Below are 15,892 nucleotides of genomic sequence, written 5' to 3'. Positions count from 1 at the left end.
GACGCAGCAGCCCCAGCCGGGGCCGGGCTCGTGGCCCGGAGGTTCGACGGCCCGCCGCGCTCGCCAAGGTGTGGCCCGGCGTCCACTGACCGTCGGGGGAGACGATCGGCGCCTTGCGCTCCGCCTGCGCCACGATCTCGTGGTGGGAGTCGTACGCGGTCACCCGGAACGCCTCGTCGTGCGAGGCCAGGGCCGCCCGCAGGGCCGCGCCGGTGGCACCACGGCGCCGGGCGAGGGACGCCACCCAGCCGAGGAAGCCCATGAGCGCGGCGAGCACACCGGCGACGATCAGATACGGCAGTAAATCACCCATGGGCCGAGGCTATGTGAGGCCGTACGTCGTCGAGGAGGCCCAGTTCCAGACGGCTCAGCCGCGCGGGGTCGGCGATCACCTCGTACGCGGCGATCCTCCCGTCCTCGACGGTGACGGTCAGGGCGAGGAGCAGCCGGCCGTGCGGGGCCACGACGATCCCTACGGACCCGTTCACCAGCGCGGGCTCCGCGAACCGCGCCCTCGGCGCGAAACCGGCGGTCTCCTCCGCCACCGCCCGCGCACCGCGGGCCACCGTGGGCACCCCCTCGGGCAGGGCGGCGCGGTCGGCGCGCCGGATGACATCCGGGTCCAGCACCGCGAGCAGCGCCTCCATGTCCCCGCCGCGGGCGGCGGCGAGGAAGGCGTCGACGGTGCGCCGCTGCCGGTCCAGCTCGGCGCGGGGCACCGCCGTGATGCCCCGCACCTTCTGGCGGGCGCGGCTGGCCAGCTTCTTCGCGGCGACCGGTGAGCGCTCCACGATGGGCGCGATCCGGTCGAACGGCACCGCGAACACATCGTGCAGCACAAAGGCGATCCGCTCGGCCGGGCCCAGCGTGTCCAGCACCACGAGCAGCGCCCTGCCGACCGAGTCGGCCAGCACCGCCTCGTCCTCCGGACCGCCGCCGTCCCCGGTCTCCCGGGCCATCCCGGGCAGCTCCTGGCCGACCGGCTCCTCCCGGCGCGCGGTGCGGGAGCGCAGCATGTCCAGGCAGATCCGGGAGACGACCGTCCGCAGCCAGCCGGTCAGGTTCCCGACCGCCTCGGCGTCCGCGCGGCTGAGCCGCAGCCACGTCTCCTGCACGGCGTCGTCCGCCTCGCTGAGCGAGCCGAGCATCCGGTAGGCGACCGCCCGCAGCTGGCCGCGGTGCGTCTCGAAGCGCTCCGCCAGCCCGTCCTGCGGGTGCCGGCGCTGTCCGTTCCCCGGTTTCCGCCCGTCCATCGGTCACCTTTCCTCGCCGCGCTCCGTCACTTCCTCAGACGTAACCACGACGTATTCCACGCGGCAGAGGTGACGAGGAGAGAGACACCATGACCACCACCTGTTCGACCGTCCTGGACCAGCCGCTGCTGCGCCCCGCGGAGCTGGGGGACCTCCAGCTGCCCAACCGGGTGGTGATGGCGCCCATGACCCGGGCCACGGGCGAGGGGCTGGTCCCGAACGGTATGCACACGGACTACTACGGCCAGCGGGCCGGGGCCGGGCTGATCATCACCGAGGGGGCCTGGGTGAGCGAGCGGGCCATCGGTTTCCCGAACGTCCCTGGTGTCTACAGCGAGGAGCAGATCAGCGGGTGGCGCGGGGTCACCGACGTCGTCCACGCCCTCGGCGGCCGGATCGTGCTGCAGCTGTGGCACACCGGCGCCGCCTCGCACCCCGACCACCTCGGGGGCGCCCTTCCGGCCGGTCCGTCGGCGGTCGACCCCCGGGAGCGGGCCTACACCCCCGGCGGGCCCAAGGCCACGGTCACACCGCGGGAGATGACGATCAACGACATCCGGGACACGGTCGCGGAGTACGGCACGGCCGCGGTGAACGCCCGCCGCGCCGGTTTCGACGGCGTCGAGGTGCACGCCCTGGGCTCGTTCCTGATCCCGCAGTTCCTCAATCCACGGCTGAACCTCCGCCGCGACGCCTACGGCGGCGACCCGGCCGGACGGCGGCGACTCCTGATGGAGATCGTGGACGCGGCCGCCGCGGCCTGGGAGGGCCGCAGGGTGGGCGTGCGCCTGTCGCCGTACTGGACCGCCGAGCGGTTCACCGCCGACGAGCGGACGCTCGCCGACTACGACGCGCTGGTGGCCGAGCTGGGCGACCACCCCATGGCCTATCTGCATCTGCGCGGACCGGCCCCCGCCGCGCCCGGCGCCGCCCCGGACCACGCCCCCTTCGCCCGCTACCGCCGCCTCTTCGACGGCCCGCTGATCGCCAACCACGGCTTCGACCGGGAGACCGGCAACGCGGTGATCGGGGCCGGGCTCGCGGACGCCGTCTCCTACGCCACCCACTTCGTGGCCAACCCCGACCTCGTGGCCCGGTTCGCCCTGGACCGCGAGCTGGCGGCGGGCGACCCGGGCACGTACTACACCGGCGGGTCGGGCGGCTATGTCGACTATCCGGCGAGTCGCTGGGGCGACGGCGTCAGGCGTTGAGGGCACCCGCGCCGAGCAGCCCGAACAGCGCCACGCCGATCACGATCCGGTAGATCACGAAGGCGTTGAACGAATGCTTGGCGACGAACTTCAGCAGCCAGGCGATCGAGGCGTAGGCCACGGCGAAGGACACCACCGTGCCCACCGCGAGCGGCATCGTGCCCACGCCACCGCCCATGGCGTCCTTGAGCTCGTAGAGCCCCGCTCCGGTCAGCGACGGAATGCCCAGGAAGAACGAGAGCCGGGTGGCGGCCACCCGGTCCAAGTCGAGCATGAGGCCGGTGGCCATCGTGGCGCCCGAGCGGGAGAAGCCGGGGAAGAGCAGCGCGAGGATCTGCGAGGAGCCGACCAGCATCGCGTCCTTGACGCTGGTGTCGTCCTCCCCGCGCTTGTGGCGGCCCATCCGGTCGGCCAGCCACATCAGCCCGCTGCCCACGATCAGTGAGGCGGCCACCACCCACAGGGAGGCGAGCGGGCCCTCGATCAGCGGCTTGGCCGCCAGGCCCACGGCCACGATGGGGATCGTGGCGTAGATGACCCACCACGCGAACTTGTAGTCGTGGTGGTACCGCTCCTCGCGGTTGACCAGCCCGCGCGCCCACGCGGTGGCGAAGCGGCGGATGTCACGGAAGAAGTACAGCAGGACGGCGGCGATGGCGCCGACCTGGATCACCGCGGTGAAGGCCACGACGGACTTGTCGTCCACCGGGATGTCCATCAGCCCCTCAGTGATCTTGAGGTGGCCGGTGGACGAGACCGGGAGGAACTCCGTGACCCCCTCCACGACGCCGAGAACGACGGCCTGTCCGATGTTGATCGCGCTCACGTGGTCCGTCCCGCCGGTGTCTTTCCGTGATCGGTTGTCCACGGGACGGTAGACGATGAATCGGGACGGTGGCCAATCAGCGAACGGCCCGCCGAGTTCGGGCATCGCCGCGGCCCGTGCCCGTACGGAGCAGGGGCACGGGCCGCCGCGGGAGGGTCAGGCGGCCGGACCGGAGCCGCTGAGCAGGCTCCGCACGCCGGTGGCCGAGAGGGTGACGGCCTCCGGGGCGCCCGCGTCGATGGTCAGCGAGAGCTCTTCGGAGGGCCATCCCTGGGCCAGCGCGCCCAGCGGCACCAGGTGGTACCGCTCGATCTGGGGCAGGGCCTGGTGCATCCGGGCCGGAGTGGTGAAGACCGGTACCAGCTGCGCTCCGTCCTCCTGCTGGAACACGGGCAGGGTCACGGCCTGCGGGTCCGTCTCCTCTCCGGTTTCGGCGGAGGGGAGGAGGACCTCACTGTTGGCAAGGGTGTTCAGCGCCGACTCGTCCGCCCGGTCGGCCGCCAGCTCGCCGAGGGCCTGCTGGGTGGCGGAGACGCTTTCATCGGAAGGGCTGGTCATGATTCCGTCCATGGATCGGGATTTGGGTCTTCATGGGTTTCTGGGTCCCAGAGCGGCTCGAGTGAACAGCCGCGGCTGGCTCGAATACCCCGCCTCAGGGAACTCACACGTCCCGTTCCGCCTCGATTCCCGCGCAGGTCGCGGAGGAATATGCCCCGGGCTATGACCTGGCCCAGCCCAGCGACCTCTCGACCGCCCGCTGCCAGCTCTCGTACTCCGCCTCCCGCCGCGCGGGGTCCATCGTGGGCATCCACTGGGCCGCGCGGTGCCAGTTGCGGCGCAGCCCCTCCAGATCCGGCCAGTAGCCGGAGGCGAGCCCGGCGGCGTAGGCGGCGCCGAGGGAGACGGTCTCGGAGACCATGGGGCGCACCACGGGCATGTCCAGGACGTCGGCCAGGAACTGCATCAGCAGATTGTTCGAGGTCATCCCGCCGTCCACCTTCAGCTGGCGCAGCGGCCGGGGTGAGTCGGCGTTGATGGCGTCGACCACCTCGCGGGTCTGCCATCCGGTGGCCTCCAGGACGGCCCGGGCCAGATGCCCTTTGGTGATGTACGAGGTGAGCCCGACGATCACCCCGCGCGCGTCGCTGCGCCAGTGCGGGGCGAACAGCCCGGAGAAGGCGGGGACGATGTAGCAGCCGCCGTTGTCCTCGACGCCGCGGGCGAGGGTCTCGATCTCCGGGGCGCTGTGGATCAGCCCCAGGCGGTCGCGGAACCACTGCACCAGCGAGCCGGTGACGGCGATCGGGCCCTCCAGGGCGTAGACCGGCGGCTCGCCGCCGACCTTGTAGCCCACCGTGGTCAGCAGCCCGTGCCGGGACCGTACGAGCTCGGTGCCGGTGTTGACCAGGAGGAAGCTGCCGGTGCCATAGGTGCACTTCGCCTCGCCCGGGGCGAAGCACGTCTGCCCGAACAGCGCCGCCTGCTGATCGCCGAGGGCCGCGCAGATCGGGACGCCCGGCAGCAGGGCGCGGGCCATGCCGTAGCGCTCGGCGGAGGAGCGGATCTCCGGCAGCATCGCGCGGGGCACATCGAAATAGGCCAGCAGTTCATCGTCCCAGGCCAGGCTGCGGATGTTCATCAGCATGGTGCGGCTGGCGTTGGTGGCGTCGGTCAGGTGCAGTCCGCCGTCGGGCCCTCCGGTGAGGTTCCAGATCAGCCAGCTCTCCATGGTGCCGAACAGCACCTCGCCGCGCTCGGCGCGCTCGCGCAAGCCGTCGACATGGTCGAACAGCCAGCGCAGCCGGGGCGCGGAGAAGTAGGTCGTGGGCGACAGACCGCAGCGTTCCAGGAAGAAGTCGTCACCGGTGGTCCGCCGCAGCTCCTCGACATAGCCGCTGGTACGGGTGTCCTGCCAGGTGATGGCGTGGCGCACCGGAACGCCGGTGCGGCGGTCCCAGACCACCGTGGTCTCGCGCTGATTCGCGATGCCGATCGCCGCGATCTGCTCGGGCCGGATCCCCGCGCCCTCCAGGGCCCTGGGGACGACGACACGGCGCAGATGGGACCAGATCTCGGTGGGGTCGTGCTCGGCCCAGCCGGGCCTGGCGAAGTACTGCTCATGTTCTCGCTGGCCGACCGAGACCAGCCGTCCCTGGTGGTCGAAGAGGATGCACCGGGTGGACATGGTGCCCTGATCGATGGACATCACATAGCGTTCAACCATGGCCTGGCCTGCCTTCGGGCGGGTTGGAGCAGGGCATGGGGCATCACCAGCGGGCCGCGCCGAGATCGCGGGAGATCGCCCGCGCGGCGTCGCGCGTCAGCCCGACCAGCGAGCCATGCGGCCGTCCCTTGCTGTCGCAGAGGCGGTCGATGGCGCCGGAGATGCCGACGGCGCCCACCACCAGGCCGCCCTGTCCGCGGATCGGCGCGGCGATGTCCGCCTCGCCCATCATCATTTCCTGTGCCGCGAACGCCCACCCGGTGTCGCGGATCCCGGCCAGCGCCCGGCTCAGCTGCTGGGGGGAGTCGAGCGTATGCCGGGTGTAGCTCTCCAGTTCGGTTTCCATGAGCGGCTCCAGGGGAGTCGCCCCGTACGCCAGCAGAATCTTGCCCAGCGCGCTGGCGTGCAGGGGCAGCAGCGAGCCCACGTCCAGGGTCTGGAAGGTGTCATCGGGCCGGAAGACGTGGTGGACGATGAGGACCTTGCCCTCAAGGGGCACTCCGAGGCGGACCGCCTCACCGCTGCGCGCGGCCAGGGCATCGGTCCAGTTGATGGAGCGGGACCGCAGCTCGTTGATGTCGAGATAGCTGGTCCCCAGGTGCAGCAGCGCCGCGCCGAGCTGGTATTTCCCCGTCGCCTTGTCCTGTTCGACGAAGTCGACGCTCTGCAGGGTGCGCAGAATGCCGTGCGCGGTGCCTTTCGCGAGGCCGAGCGAGGCCGCCACCTCGCCCAGACTGAGCCGACCGGACCCCTGGGCGAGCAGCCGCAGGATCGCCGCCGCCCGCTCGATGGACTGCACCGGGCCGGCCATGTCGCGATCGTAGCTCTTCGGCCAGTGGCACAGCCTGTCGGCGAGTACGCCAAACGTTCGGCAATGCCGACCCGGGTTCGTTGACCCCGGCGCTTGGTGCCCATAGCGTCCGTATCGGGACAAGAAGACCAGTATGCCGAAAGGTGACCCGAAGGGTGCCCGGCAGAGAGACACAACCCGGCTTGGAGAGGAGGAGACGTGGCGGAGCAACTGAGCCTGCCGACGTCCGGTATCACCGGGCACGGCGTGACCGGGCAGGCCGCGGGGACCGTCGATCTCACCAGCGTCCGTCTCATCGGCTCCCAGGCGCCGGACCCGGACTCCCTGACGGCGTCGGGTGCTGCCCGCGACGAAATCCCGGACCGGCCGCCGACTGCGATGCGCGATGAGGCCATGGCCCGGCCCTCGGCGGACGAGGCCGGCGACCATGTCCTGCCCGTCCCGCACATCTGCGAGGCCGTCGCCACCGTACGGCGGCGGGCGCACGCGCTGCTGTCCGAATGGGAGCTGTCGGCCGACCGGCTCGACGAGGCGCTCATGGTGATCTCGGAGCTGGTCACCAACGCGATCCTGCATGCCCTGCCACCGGCCGTACTGCGGCTGAGCTGGACCGAGTGCGAGGGCCGCGCCGGTCTGCGCATCGAGGTCACCGACGGTGGCCCGATCCCCGCCGATCAGCGGGCGGACGAGGACATCGAGCCCGATGAGCACGGCCGCGGACTCGGCATCGTCACCGCGCTGTCCTCGCGCCACGGCAGCCACACCTGCCATCAGGGCATCACCTGGTGGGCGGACCTGCCGGCCGCCTAACCGACGGCCCGGTCCCAGGTGACCGGGAGCCGGTGGACGCCGTAGATCAGCATGTCGTGGCGCAGCGGCACCTCGTCGGGCGGCACCGCCAGGCGGAGAGTGGGGAAGCGCCGCAGCAGGGCGGGGTAGCCCGTCCGCATCTCCATCCGCGCCAGATGCTGGCCCAGGCACTGGTGAACGCCGTGGCCGAAGGCGATCTGATCGCCCGGGTCGCGGGTGATCTCCAGGGTGTCCGGGGCGGCGAACCGCGAGGCGTCCCGGTTGGCCGAGGCCAGCGCCCCGACCACCGTCTCCCCGGCCCGTACCCGCGCCCCGGCGATCTCGAGGTCCTCCCGGGCGACCCGTACGATCCCGAACTGGACGATGGTCAGATACCGCAGCAGCTCCTCGACCGCATGGTCGATCACCTCGGGCCGCTCGCGCACCCCGCGCGACTGCTCGGGGTGGCGCAGCAGCGCGTAGGTGCCCAGGGCCAGCATGTTCGCCGTCGTCTCATGGCCCGCGACGAGCAGCAGCAGCCCCACACCGGTCAGCTCGTCATCGGTCAGCCCGGCCGCCGTGGCGCTGCCGGGGCCGCCGGGCGCGCCGTGATCGCCGTTGACCAGACGCGAGAGCAGCGCCTCGTCCGGCCGCTGCCGCTTGGTGTCGATCAGCCCCCGCATGTACTCCCACAGCGCGTCCCGGGCCGCGTAGACCTCCTCCTCGCGCTGGCCGAGCCGGAGCAGAACGGTGGCCCACCGCTGGAATTCGGTCCGGTCCTCGTACGGCACCCCCAGCAGCTCGCAGATCACCAGCGACGGGATCGGCTGGGCGAAGGAGGTCACCAGGTCGGCCGGGGGACCGGCGCGCTCCATCGCGGCCAGGTGGTCCTCGACGATCTCCTCGATCCGCGGTTGCAGCCCCCGCAGCCCCCGGGCGGTGAACCACTTGCTCAGCAGCCGCCGGTAGCGGGTGTGCTCGGGCGGGTCCATGCCGATGAACGAGCCCAGCATGCGGCGGTCGTCCGGGCGGACCGGGAACGCGTGCACCGGTGAGGAGGTGCGGCGGCGGTCCGAGCTGAAGCGGTCGTCCGCCAGCAGCCGTGTCACGTCCTCGTGCCGGGTGAGCAGCCAGCCCACCTTGCCGTCCGGGAAGGCCAGCCGACTGGCCCCGCCGTCCTCCCGCAGCGCCGCGTAGGCACCGGGCGGATCGAAGGGGCACTCGCGATGTCTGGGCAGCGGCGCGGGAGCCGACGAGCGTGATGTGACGGACACGGAAACGCTCCCTTCGAAGGCGAACCGAGTCCCTCCCTTTCGAGCGTAGCTCCGCACGGTGGGCCGGGCGACGCGAGCCTTACGGCAACGGGCCCTCACCGGGGGCGGTTTCCCGGGCCACCAGCGCGGTGCCGGGCGCTTCATGGTGTGCCGGGCGCTTCATGGTGTAGCGGGGGCTTCATGGTGTGGCCGGGGCGGAGCGGCCGCCGGGAGGTCCCGGGAGCGCCGGATGGGGGAGAAGAGCAGGATCAGCCCGGCGAGCGGAATGCCCGCCGAGGTGATCCACATGGCGGTGCGCAGGCCCAGCGCGGTGCCGAGCGCACCGCCGAGCAGGGCCCCGAGGGGCAGCGTTCCATAGCTGACGAACGCGGATGTCGCGGTGAGCCGGCCCAGGAGCTCCGGCGGGCAGTAGCGCTGCTGGAAGCTCGCCTTGATCACATTGCCGCCCACCACACCGGCGGTGACGCAGAACCCGCCCGCCACGAACAGCACCATCCCCGGCCCCTCGGCGGCCATCGGCATGAGCACGGCGCCCACCGCCAGACCCACTTCGAACAGGAGCGTCGCCCGTGCGTCGCCGACCCGGGCGGCGACGCGGCGGGCGCAGAACGCCCCGGCGACGCCTCCGAGGCTGACGGCCGAGACGAGGCCACCGACCAGCCCCGGTGGCAGACCGATGGTCCGGACCAGGAAGACCACCTGGATCGACTGGTACCCCATCAGCGCCAGATTGGACGCGGCCGCGAAGAGCGTCAGGGTGCGCAGCCACCGGTCGCCGGCGATCAGCCGCAGCCCCTCGGCCACCTCGCGGGCCAGTGCCCGGGGCGGGCGTTCGATCCGGGGGACGCGCGGTTCGCGGAAGCGGATGCCGGTCAGGCAGATCAGGGAGACCAGAAAGGTCGCGGCGTTGACGAACATCCCGTTCACCGCGCCCGCGAGCTGTGCGATCAGACCGCCGGAACCCTGTCCGGCGATCTGCGCGGCGGACGCGCTGCCATGCAGTTTGGCATTGCCCTCGGGCTGGTCGGCGGGGTCCAGAAACCCGGCGAGATAGGCGCTGTAGGCGGTCTGGAAGAACACCGCCGCCGTACCCGTCAGCAGGGCGACGGCCAGCAGCACTCCGACGCTCAGCAGACCGGACCGGGCGGCCACCGGGACGGACGCGAACAGCACCAGCGAGACCGCTGCGGCGGCCACCATGACCGGCCTTCTGGGCAGCCGGTCCACCCACGCCCCCGCCGGAAGGCCGATGAGCAGCCAAGGGGCCCATGCGGTGGCGGCCAGCAGACCGACCTCGAAGGTGTCCGCGTGCAGTGTGGAGACGGCGATCAGTGGCATCGCCACACTGGTGACGGCCGAACCGTACTTCCCCGCGGTCTCGCCGCACCACAGCAGCCGGAAGTCGCGGTGGCGCCGCAGCAGGCCACCGGAGGTCCTGGGAGTCACGCCGGTCAGGCTCCTCGGTCGGGGAGAAGGGCGGCCGCGTGGCGGAGCAGTGCGTGCAGGGCCGGGTTGTCGTTGTTCTTGCGCCACACGAGGTTGAGTTCTACCGGCTCCGGAGTGGTCAGCTCCACCGATTTGAAGACGATGTTCGGGTAGCGCGGCCGGGCGGCGGTCTCCGGGACCAGGGCCACTCCCCAGCCGCCGTTCACCAGCGCCAGGATGGTGTGGACCTGGCTCAGGTACTGGGAGAAGACCGGGGTGGCGTGTGCGGCGCGGAAGATGCTGATGAGCAGCTCGTTGAAGTAGCGCGCCTCGATGGGCGAGTACATCAGCAGTTCCTGCCCGTCGAAGTCGGCCACCTTCAGCGGCCCTTCGCCCGCCGCCAGCGGATGCCCGGTCGGCAGGGCGGCGAGCAGCCGCTCCCGGGCCGCGGGCCGGGAGCGCAGATCAGGGCCGGTGACCGAGGGCCGCACCAGGCCCAGGTCCAGGCTCTGCTCGGTGACGGCCTCCAGCTGGTCACGGGTGACCATCTCGCGCAGGGTGATCTCCGCGCCCGGCATGGCCGCACGGGCGATCTCCAGCAGTGTGCCGAGCACGGAGTGGGCGCTGGCCGCCGTGAAGCCGATGGCGATGCTCCCCGCCTCGCCCGTGGCCACCTGCTGGGCGGCGAGCACGGCGTGCTCGGACTGGCGCAGGATGCGGCGGGCCTCGGTGAGGAAGGCGCGTCCCGCGGGGGTGAGCCGCACCGAGCGGTTGGTCCGCTCCAGCAACTGGACCCGCAACTCGGTCTCCAGCAGCTGGATCTGGCGGCTCAGCGGCGGCTGGGTCATCTTCAGCCGCTCCGCGGCCCGGGTGAAATGCAGCTCCTCGGCGACCGTCACAAAGCTGGTGAGTTGCATGAGCGTGAACAACGATGCTCTCCCGGTATCAACGCATGCCAATTTTAAGTTAGACGTAGATCGTCTGGCGACCTTAGCTTGCAAAGGAGCTCGTCGGCCGCCCGGGGGCGGTTCCGACGACATCCACTCGCCCCGCATACGGGCCCCACACACAGGGACAACACGTGGTGACCACATCGCATACGGCAACGCACGCCGCGCAGCAGGCAGGTGAGGCAACCCTGGACCGGGTCTCCTGGATCCGAGTGTCCTCGGTCGTCCTTCCCCTGGCCACTCCCATCAGCGACGCCAAGGTGCTCACCGGGCGCCAGAAGGCGATGACGGAAGTGGCCTTCCTCTTTGTCGAACTCGCCACCGAGGAGGGGCACGAGGGCATCGGCTTCAGCTACTCCAAGCGTGCTGGAGGGCCCGGCCAGTTCGCCCACGCCCAGGAGATCGCGCCCACCCTCCTCGGCGAGGACCCCAGCGACATCGCCAAGATCTGGACGAAACTGGTGTGGGCCGGCGCCTCCGTGGGCCGCAGCGGGCTGTCCACCCAGGCGATCGCGGCCTTCGACATCGCCCTGTGGGACCTCAAGGCCAAGCGGGCCGGGCTGCCGCTGGCCAAGCTGCTGGGCGCACACCGTGACACCGTCCGCTGCTACAACACCTCCGGTGGCTTTCTGCACACGCCGACCGAGCAGCTGCTGGAGAACGCGACGGCTTCCCTGGCCAGCGGGATCGGCGGTATCAAGATCAAGGTGGGTCAGCCGGACGGCAAGGAGGACCTGCGCCGGCTGACCGCCGTACGGGAGCACCTGGGCGATGACGTACCGCTCATGGTGGACGCCAATCAGCAGTGGGACCGGCCCACCGCGCAGCGCATGGGGCGCGCCTTCGAGGAGTTCGGCCTGGTCTGGATCGAGGAGCCGCTGGACGCCTATGACGCGGCCGGCCACGCGGCCCTCGCCGCCTCGCTGGACACCTCCGTGGCCACCGGGGAGATGCTGGCCAGTGTGGCCGAACACTGGGAGCTGATACGCCACAACGCGGCGGACATCATTCAGCCCGACGCACCGCGTATCGGCGGCATCACCCAGTTCCTCAAGCTGGCCACCCTCGCCGAGCAGCACCATCTGCAACTCGCCCCGCACTTCGCGATGGAGATCCACCTCCATCTCGCGGCCGCCTATCCGCAGGAGCCGTGGGTGGAGCACTTCGACTGGCTGGAGCCGCTGTTCAACGAGCGGCTGGAGATCCGCGACGGCCGGATGCGGGTGTCCGCACGGCCCGGTCTCGGCATCACCCTCAGCGAGCAGGCCCGCGCCTGGACGGGCGCCAAGGCGGAGTTCGGCGCCCGATAAGACCGTTTCGCGCCGACGCCGGTCACGGATCCATGGCCATACCCATTGACCGGTGGTGTTCACCCCTCTAGCCTCCATCTGCATATATAGACGGAGTGCATGTACGTGGACTCCTTGGCCCGTCTGGCAGCCGTTCGAGTCTCCGGCTCAACCGGCCGCAGTTCAAAGGGGAACTGAAGACATGCCTCTAGTCGTCGTCGGAATCAGCGTGGCGATCCTGCTGTTCCTCATGACCAAGCTGAAGCTCAACGGCTTCATCGCCCTGCTCCTCGTGGCCGTCGGCGTCGCGCTGGTGCAGGGGGTCGAGATGGAGAAGATCCCCGATGTCCTCGGAGAGGGCGTCGGGGGGCAGATCGGCGACACCATGCTCGTCGTCGGCCTCGGCGCCATGGTCGGCCGGGTCATGGGCGACTGCGGCGCCGCCCAGCGCATAGCCAACACCCTCATCGACACCTTCGGACTGCGCTGGGTCCAGGTGGCGATGGTGGTCACCGCCATGCTCATCGGCGTGACCATGTTCTACGAGGTGGCCTTCGTCATCATCGTGCCGGTGGCCTTCACCATCGTCCGGGTCACCCGCAAGAACCTGCTGTGGGTCGGCCTTCCGATGTCCATCGCCCTGTCCACCATGCACAGCTTCCTGCCGCCCCACCCCGGGCCCACCGCGGTGGCCTCGACCTTCCACGCCTCCGTCGGCCTGACCCTCTTCTACGGGCTGTTCATCGCCGTTCCGGCCGGTGCGCTGATCGCCCTGGTGTGGCCGCGCCTTCCGTTCGTCCGCCGGATGGACCCCGAGATCCCCAAGGGCCTGGTCAGCGAGCGCACCTTCACCGAGGAGGAGATGCCGGGCCTCGGCTGGTCGCTGTCGGTGGCCCTGGTCCCGGTGGTACTGATCGCGGGCGCCGCGGTGACCGACATGGCCGTGTCCGGCTCCAGCCCGGTCCTGCACTTCATCACCTTCATCGGATCCGCGCCGATCGCCCTGCTGCTGACCCTGCTGCTGGCGGTGTGGGCGTTCGGCCCGCGGATCGGCCGGAGCCTGTCCGAGGTCAGCGCCTCCTGCAACTCCGCCGCCCAGGCGATGGCGATGATCCTGCTGGTCATCGGGGCCGGTGGCGCGTTCAAGCAGGTTCTGGTCGAGGGCGGGATATCCGACTACATCAAGGACCTCACCGACGACTGGTCCATCTCGCCGATCGTCCTCGCCTGGCTCATCGCCGTCGTCCTGCGGGTGGCGCTCGGATCCGCCACGGTCGCCGTGGTCACCGCCGCCGGTGTGGTGCAGCCGCTCCTGGAGAACAGCGGAGTCCACCCCGAGCTGATGGTCCTCGCCGTCTCCTGCGGATCGATCGCGTTCAGCCATGTGAACGACCCCGGCTTCTGGATGTTCAAGGAGTACTTCAACCTCTCCGTCATCGACGCCATCAAGGCGCGCACCACCTACACCACCGTGCTCGCGGTCCTCGGCCTCGGCGGCGTGCTGGCCGTCGAGGCCGCCCTCGAAGCACTCAATGTCTGACACTCGAGGTCCGACACTCAAGGTCTGCCCCTCCGACCCAAGGACGCCACGATGAGCCAGCCGACCGTCACCTCGTTCTCCGTCTATCCGGTCGCCGGCCGGGACAGCATGGAGCTGAACCTCTCCGGCGCCCACGGTCCCTACTTCACCCGCAACGTGGTGGTCCTCGAGGACTCCGAGGGCCGTACCGGACTGGGCGAGGTGCCCGGCGGTGAGAAGATCACCCAGACGCTGCGGGACGCCGAATCCCTCGTCGTCGGGGCGCGAGTGGGCGACTACAAGCGGGTGCTGCGCGAGATCGGGCAGCGGTTCGGCGACCGCGACGCCGGGGGCCGGGGCACCCAGACCTTCGATCTGCGCACCACCGTGCACGCCGTCACCGCCGTCGAGTCGGCCCTGCTGGACCTGCTGGGGCAGCATCTGGAGGTGCCCGTCGCGGCGCTCCTGGGCGACGGACAGCAGCGCGACTCGGTACGGGTCCTGGGCTATCTGTTCTACGTCGGCGACCCCGACCGGACCGATCTGGAATACGTCCGCGAGCCCGACGCCGACGCCGAGTGGTACCGCATCCGCCACGAGGAGGCACTGACCCCCGAGGCGATCGTCCGTCAGGCCGAGGCCACCTACGACCTCTACGGCTTTGCGGACTTCAAGCTCAAGGGCGGGGTCCTGGAGGGAAACGAGGAGGTCAAGGCGGTACGGGCGCTCAAGGAGCGGTTCCCCGAGGCCCGTATCACCCTCGACCCCAACGGCGCCTGGTCGCTGCGCGAGGCGATCGAACTGTGCCGGCCGCTGCTCGGCACGCTCGCCTACGCCGAGGACCCGTGCGGCGCCGAGGACGGCTACTCCGGCCGGGAGATCCTGGCCGAGTTCCGGCGCGCCACCGGACTGCCCACGGCCACCAACATGATCGCCACGGACTGGCGGCAGATGACCCACGCACTGGCGCTGCAGTCCGTCTCCATCCCGCTGGCCGACCCCCACTTCTGGACCATGCAGGGGTCGGTACGGGTGGCCCAGCTCTGCCATGAGATGGGCCTGACCTGGGGCTGCCACTCCAACAACCACTTCGACATCTCCCTGGCGATGGTGGCCCACTGCGGAGCCGCCGCCCCGGGCGCGTACAACGCCCTGGACACCCACTGGATCTGGCAGGAGGGGCTGGAGCGGCTCACCGTCGAGCCGCCGAAGATCGCCGGCGGTGAGATCGCCATCCCGGACACCCCCGGACTGGGCATCCGGCTCGACCGCGACCGGCTCCTCGCCGCCCACGCCCTCTACCAGGAGAAGGCGCTGGGGGCGCGGGACGACGCGGTCGGCATGCGCTATCTCATTCCGGGCTGGACGTTCGACAACAAGCGTCCCTGCCTGGTGCGTTAGCGTGCCCCCTCCGGTGGGTCGGACCGACCCACCGGATTCGCGGCGCATGGATCGGGGCCGTACGGCTCAGACCTCCAGCTCGGCCTCGATCTTGCGCAGCTGATGGCGTGCCATCGCCAGATTGGCCCGGTTCTTGTCCAGCGCCAGATAGAGGAAGAGACCCTGGCTGTCCCGGCCCTTCAGCAGCCGGATCAGGTGGTACTGGCTGCCGAGGGTGATGAGGATGTCCTCGATGCTGTCCTGCAGACCGAGCTGCTCCATGGTCCGCACCTTGGCGCGCACCACATCGGTGTTGCCCGCCGCGGCCACCGTCAGGTCGAGCTCCTTTCCTCCGCCCACGGTGCCGAGGGCCATCCCGCTGGAGTAGTCGACCAGCGCGGCGCCGAGGGAGCCCTCTATGGACGTCATCGCCTCTTTGAGCGCGGTCTGGGTGTTCGCCATGATCGTGGCTGTTCCTTTCGATGTCAGTGATGTGCTGTCGGATCTCGGCGCGCGGTGTGCGCGCCGGGCGGGGGAGGTCGTGGGGTCAGGGCTGCTCGGCCCTGCTGAGGGCGACGCCCACCAGATCGGCGAGACGAGCGCCCGAGCGCCGGGCCTCCATATGGAGGCGGCCGACGTTGGTGCGGTCACCGGCCAGTACGGTCAGCACGGCAGTGGACCCCGCGGCGTAGGTGGCCACATAGCCGTTCCCACCGCGGACCAGCAGCTCACGGAAGGCGCCCCGCCCGGTGGCACCCGCCAGCGACTGCGCCACCCCGAGGGCCGCGGCGGTCAGCGCCGCCACGCCCTCGGGCTCGACGGTGGCCGTGTCATGCGCCAGCACCACGCCGTCGCTGGTGGCGGCGAGGGCGCCGGTCACATGGGTCACCCGGGCCCGCAGCCGGCGCAGCTCCTCCAGCACTTCGGGCTCGGCGGCCAGC

Annotated in this window: 16 protein-coding genes; 5 read left to right on the top strand and 11 right to left on the bottom strand. The window is 70.8% G+C overall.

The features are described 5' to 3' along the window. Together GWI24_RS25890 and GWI24_RS25885 are read right to left on the bottom strand one after the other, a co-directional pair. The coding region (locus tag GWI24_RS25890) for a hypothetical protein (protein ID WP_210948312.1) at positions 1 to 313 on the bottom strand (313 nt) is incomplete at its 3' end. Continuing rightward, a complete protein-coding gene (locus GWI24_RS25885; protein WP_210948311.1) occupies positions 306 to 1,253 on the bottom strand; it encodes a sigma-70 family RNA polymerase sigma factor in 948 nt (315 codons plus the stop codon). The genes GWI24_RS25885 and GWI24_RS25890, both read right to left, overlap by 8 nt. Before the next feature lie 89 nt (positions 1,254 to 1,342). Here GWI24_RS25885 and GWI24_RS25880 point away from each other — a divergent pair, with 89 nt between their 5' ends. Continuing rightward, entirely contained in the window at positions 1,343 to 2,464 is a 1,122-nt protein-coding gene (locus tag GWI24_RS25880; RefSeq protein WP_210948310.1) for an alkene reductase, read from the top strand. Here the strand turns inward: GWI24_RS25880 and GWI24_RS25875 are convergent. From GWI24_RS25875 to GWI24_RS25860, 4 genes are all read right to left on the bottom strand, one after another. Further along, positions 2,454 to 3,290, bottom strand: a complete 837-nt coding sequence (locus tag GWI24_RS25875; protein ID WP_210948309.1) for an undecaprenyl-diphosphate phosphatase — start codon at positions 3,288 to 3,290, stop codon at positions 2,454 to 2,456. The two genes, GWI24_RS25880 and GWI24_RS25875, sit on opposite strands and share 11 nt — an antisense overlap. A 156-nt stretch (positions 3,291 to 3,446) precedes the next feature. Next, entirely contained in the window at positions 3,447 to 3,848 is a 402-nt protein-coding gene (locus GWI24_RS25870; RefSeq protein ID WP_210948308.1) for an SseB family protein, read from the bottom strand. A 160-nt stretch (positions 3,849 to 4,008) separates the two neighbouring features. Further along, positions 4,009 to 5,514: a glycerol kinase GlpK gene (glpK, locus tag GWI24_RS25865; protein ID WP_210948307.1), complete on the bottom strand. Its 1,506-nt coding sequence runs from the start codon at positions 5,512 to 5,514 to the stop codon at positions 4,009 to 4,011. Positions 5,515 to 5,557: 43 nt separating this feature from the next. Next, positions 5,558 to 6,325, bottom strand: coding sequence for an IclR family transcriptional regulator (locus GWI24_RS25860; protein ID WP_210948306.1), 768 nt, complete (start codon positions 6,323 to 6,325; stop codon positions 5,558 to 5,560). 198 nt (positions 6,326 to 6,523) lie between these two features. Between GWI24_RS25860 and GWI24_RS25855 the strand changes: the two genes are divergently transcribed. Continuing rightward, on the top strand, positions 6,524 to 7,135 hold the full coding sequence (locus GWI24_RS25855; RefSeq protein ID WP_308344028.1) for an ATP-binding protein: 612 nt from the start codon (positions 6,524 to 6,526) through the stop codon (positions 7,133 to 7,135). Here GWI24_RS25855 and GWI24_RS25850 read toward each other — a convergent pair. The 3 genes from GWI24_RS25850 to GWI24_RS25840 form a co-directional block, all read right to left on the bottom strand. Next, positions 7,132 to 8,388 carry a cytochrome P450 gene (locus GWI24_RS25850; RefSeq protein ID WP_210948305.1) on the bottom strand — a complete coding sequence of 419 codons (1,257 nt, stop codon included), beginning with the start codon at positions 8,386 to 8,388 and terminating at the stop codon, positions 7,132 to 7,134. The two genes, GWI24_RS25855 and GWI24_RS25850, sit on opposite strands and share 4 nt — an antisense overlap. Positions 8,389 to 8,547: 159 nt before the next feature. Continuing rightward, complete coding sequence (locus tag GWI24_RS25845) at positions 8,548 to 9,834, bottom strand: MFS transporter (RefSeq protein ID WP_210948304.1); 1,287 nt, start codon at positions 9,832 to 9,834, stop codon at positions 8,548 to 8,550. Positions 9,835 to 9,839: 5 nt separating this feature from the next. Further along, positions 9,840 to 10,742, bottom strand: a complete 903-nt coding sequence (locus GWI24_RS25840) for a LysR substrate-binding domain-containing protein (RefSeq protein ID WP_210948303.1) — start codon at positions 10,740 to 10,742, stop codon at positions 9,840 to 9,842. A 152-nt stretch (positions 10,743 to 10,894) separates the two neighbouring features. Here GWI24_RS25840 and GWI24_RS25835 point away from each other — a divergent pair, with 152 nt between their 5' ends. The 3 genes from GWI24_RS25835 to GWI24_RS25825 all read left to right on the top strand — a co-directional run bounded on the left by GWI24_RS25835 (position 10,895) and on the right by GWI24_RS25825 (position 14,972). Further along, positions 10,895 to 12,073: a mandelate racemase/muconate lactonizing enzyme family protein gene (locus GWI24_RS25835; RefSeq protein WP_086882250.1), complete on the top strand. Its 1,179-nt coding sequence runs from the start codon at positions 10,895 to 10,897 to the stop codon at positions 12,071 to 12,073. 181 nt (positions 12,074 to 12,254) lie between these two features. Continuing rightward, positions 12,255 to 13,592 carry a gluconate:H+ symporter gene (locus tag GWI24_RS25830; RefSeq protein WP_210948302.1) on the top strand — a complete coding sequence of 446 codons (1,338 nt, stop codon included), beginning with the start codon at positions 12,255 to 12,257 and terminating at the stop codon, positions 13,590 to 13,592. Positions 13,593 to 13,643: 51 nt separating this feature from the next. Beyond that, positions 13,644 to 14,972 (top strand): enolase C-terminal domain-like protein, encoded by a 1,329-nt coding sequence (locus GWI24_RS25825; RefSeq protein WP_210948301.1) that lies wholly within the window; start codon positions 13,644 to 13,646, stop codon positions 14,970 to 14,972. 66 nt (positions 14,973 to 15,038) lie between these two features. On the opposite strand, the gene GWI24_RS25820 is transcribed toward GWI24_RS25825, so the two are convergent. Beyond that, entirely contained in the window at positions 15,039 to 15,413 is a 375-nt protein-coding gene (locus GWI24_RS25820) for a hypothetical protein (protein WP_210948300.1), read from the bottom strand. Positions 15,414 to 15,498: 85 nt separating this feature from the next. Then, positions 15,499 to 15,891 carry a roadblock/LC7 domain-containing protein gene (locus GWI24_RS25815; protein ID WP_210948299.1) on the bottom strand — a complete coding sequence of 131 codons (393 nt, stop codon included), beginning with the start codon at positions 15,889 to 15,891 and terminating at the stop codon, positions 15,499 to 15,501. Position 15,892 lies beyond the last annotated feature (1 nt).

Source organism: Streptomyces sp. MK37H, from assembly GCF_018035285.1.
GTDB classification, from domain to species: domain Bacteria; phylum Actinomycetota; class Actinomycetes; order Streptomycetales; family Streptomycetaceae; genus Streptomyces; species Streptomyces endocoffeicus.
This window is presented reverse-complemented; position numbering and strand designations above follow the sequence as displayed.

Coding starts and splice junctions, on each gene's coding strand:
- glpK (WP_210948307.1), bottom strand. CDS start 5,514: ATGGTTGAACGCTATGTGATGTCCATCGATCAGGGCACCATGTCCACC.
- GWI24_RS25880 (WP_210948310.1), top strand. CDS start 1,343: ATGACCACCACCTGTTCGACCGTCCTGGACCAGCCGCTGCTGCGCCCC.
- GWI24_RS25825 (WP_210948301.1), top strand. CDS start 13,644: ATGAGCCAGCCGACCGTCACCTCGTTCTCCGTCTATCCGGTCGCCGGC.
- GWI24_RS25870 (WP_210948308.1), bottom strand. CDS start 3,848: ATGACCAGCCCTTCCGATGAAAGCGTCTCCGCCACCCAGCAGGCCCTC.
- GWI24_RS25820 (WP_210948300.1), bottom strand. CDS start 15,413: ATGGCGAACACCCAGACCGCGCTCAAAGAGGCGATGACGTCCATAGAG.
- GWI24_RS25830 (WP_210948302.1), top strand. CDS start 12,255: ATGCCTCTAGTCGTCGTCGGAATCAGCGTGGCGATCCTGCTGTTCCTC.
- GWI24_RS25885 (WP_210948311.1), bottom strand. CDS start 1,253: ATGGACGGGCGGAAACCGGGGAACGGACAGCGCCGGCACCCGCAGGAC.
- GWI24_RS25860 (WP_210948306.1), bottom strand. CDS start 6,325: ATGGCCGGCCCGGTGCAGTCCATCGAGCGGGCGGCGGCGATCCTGCGG.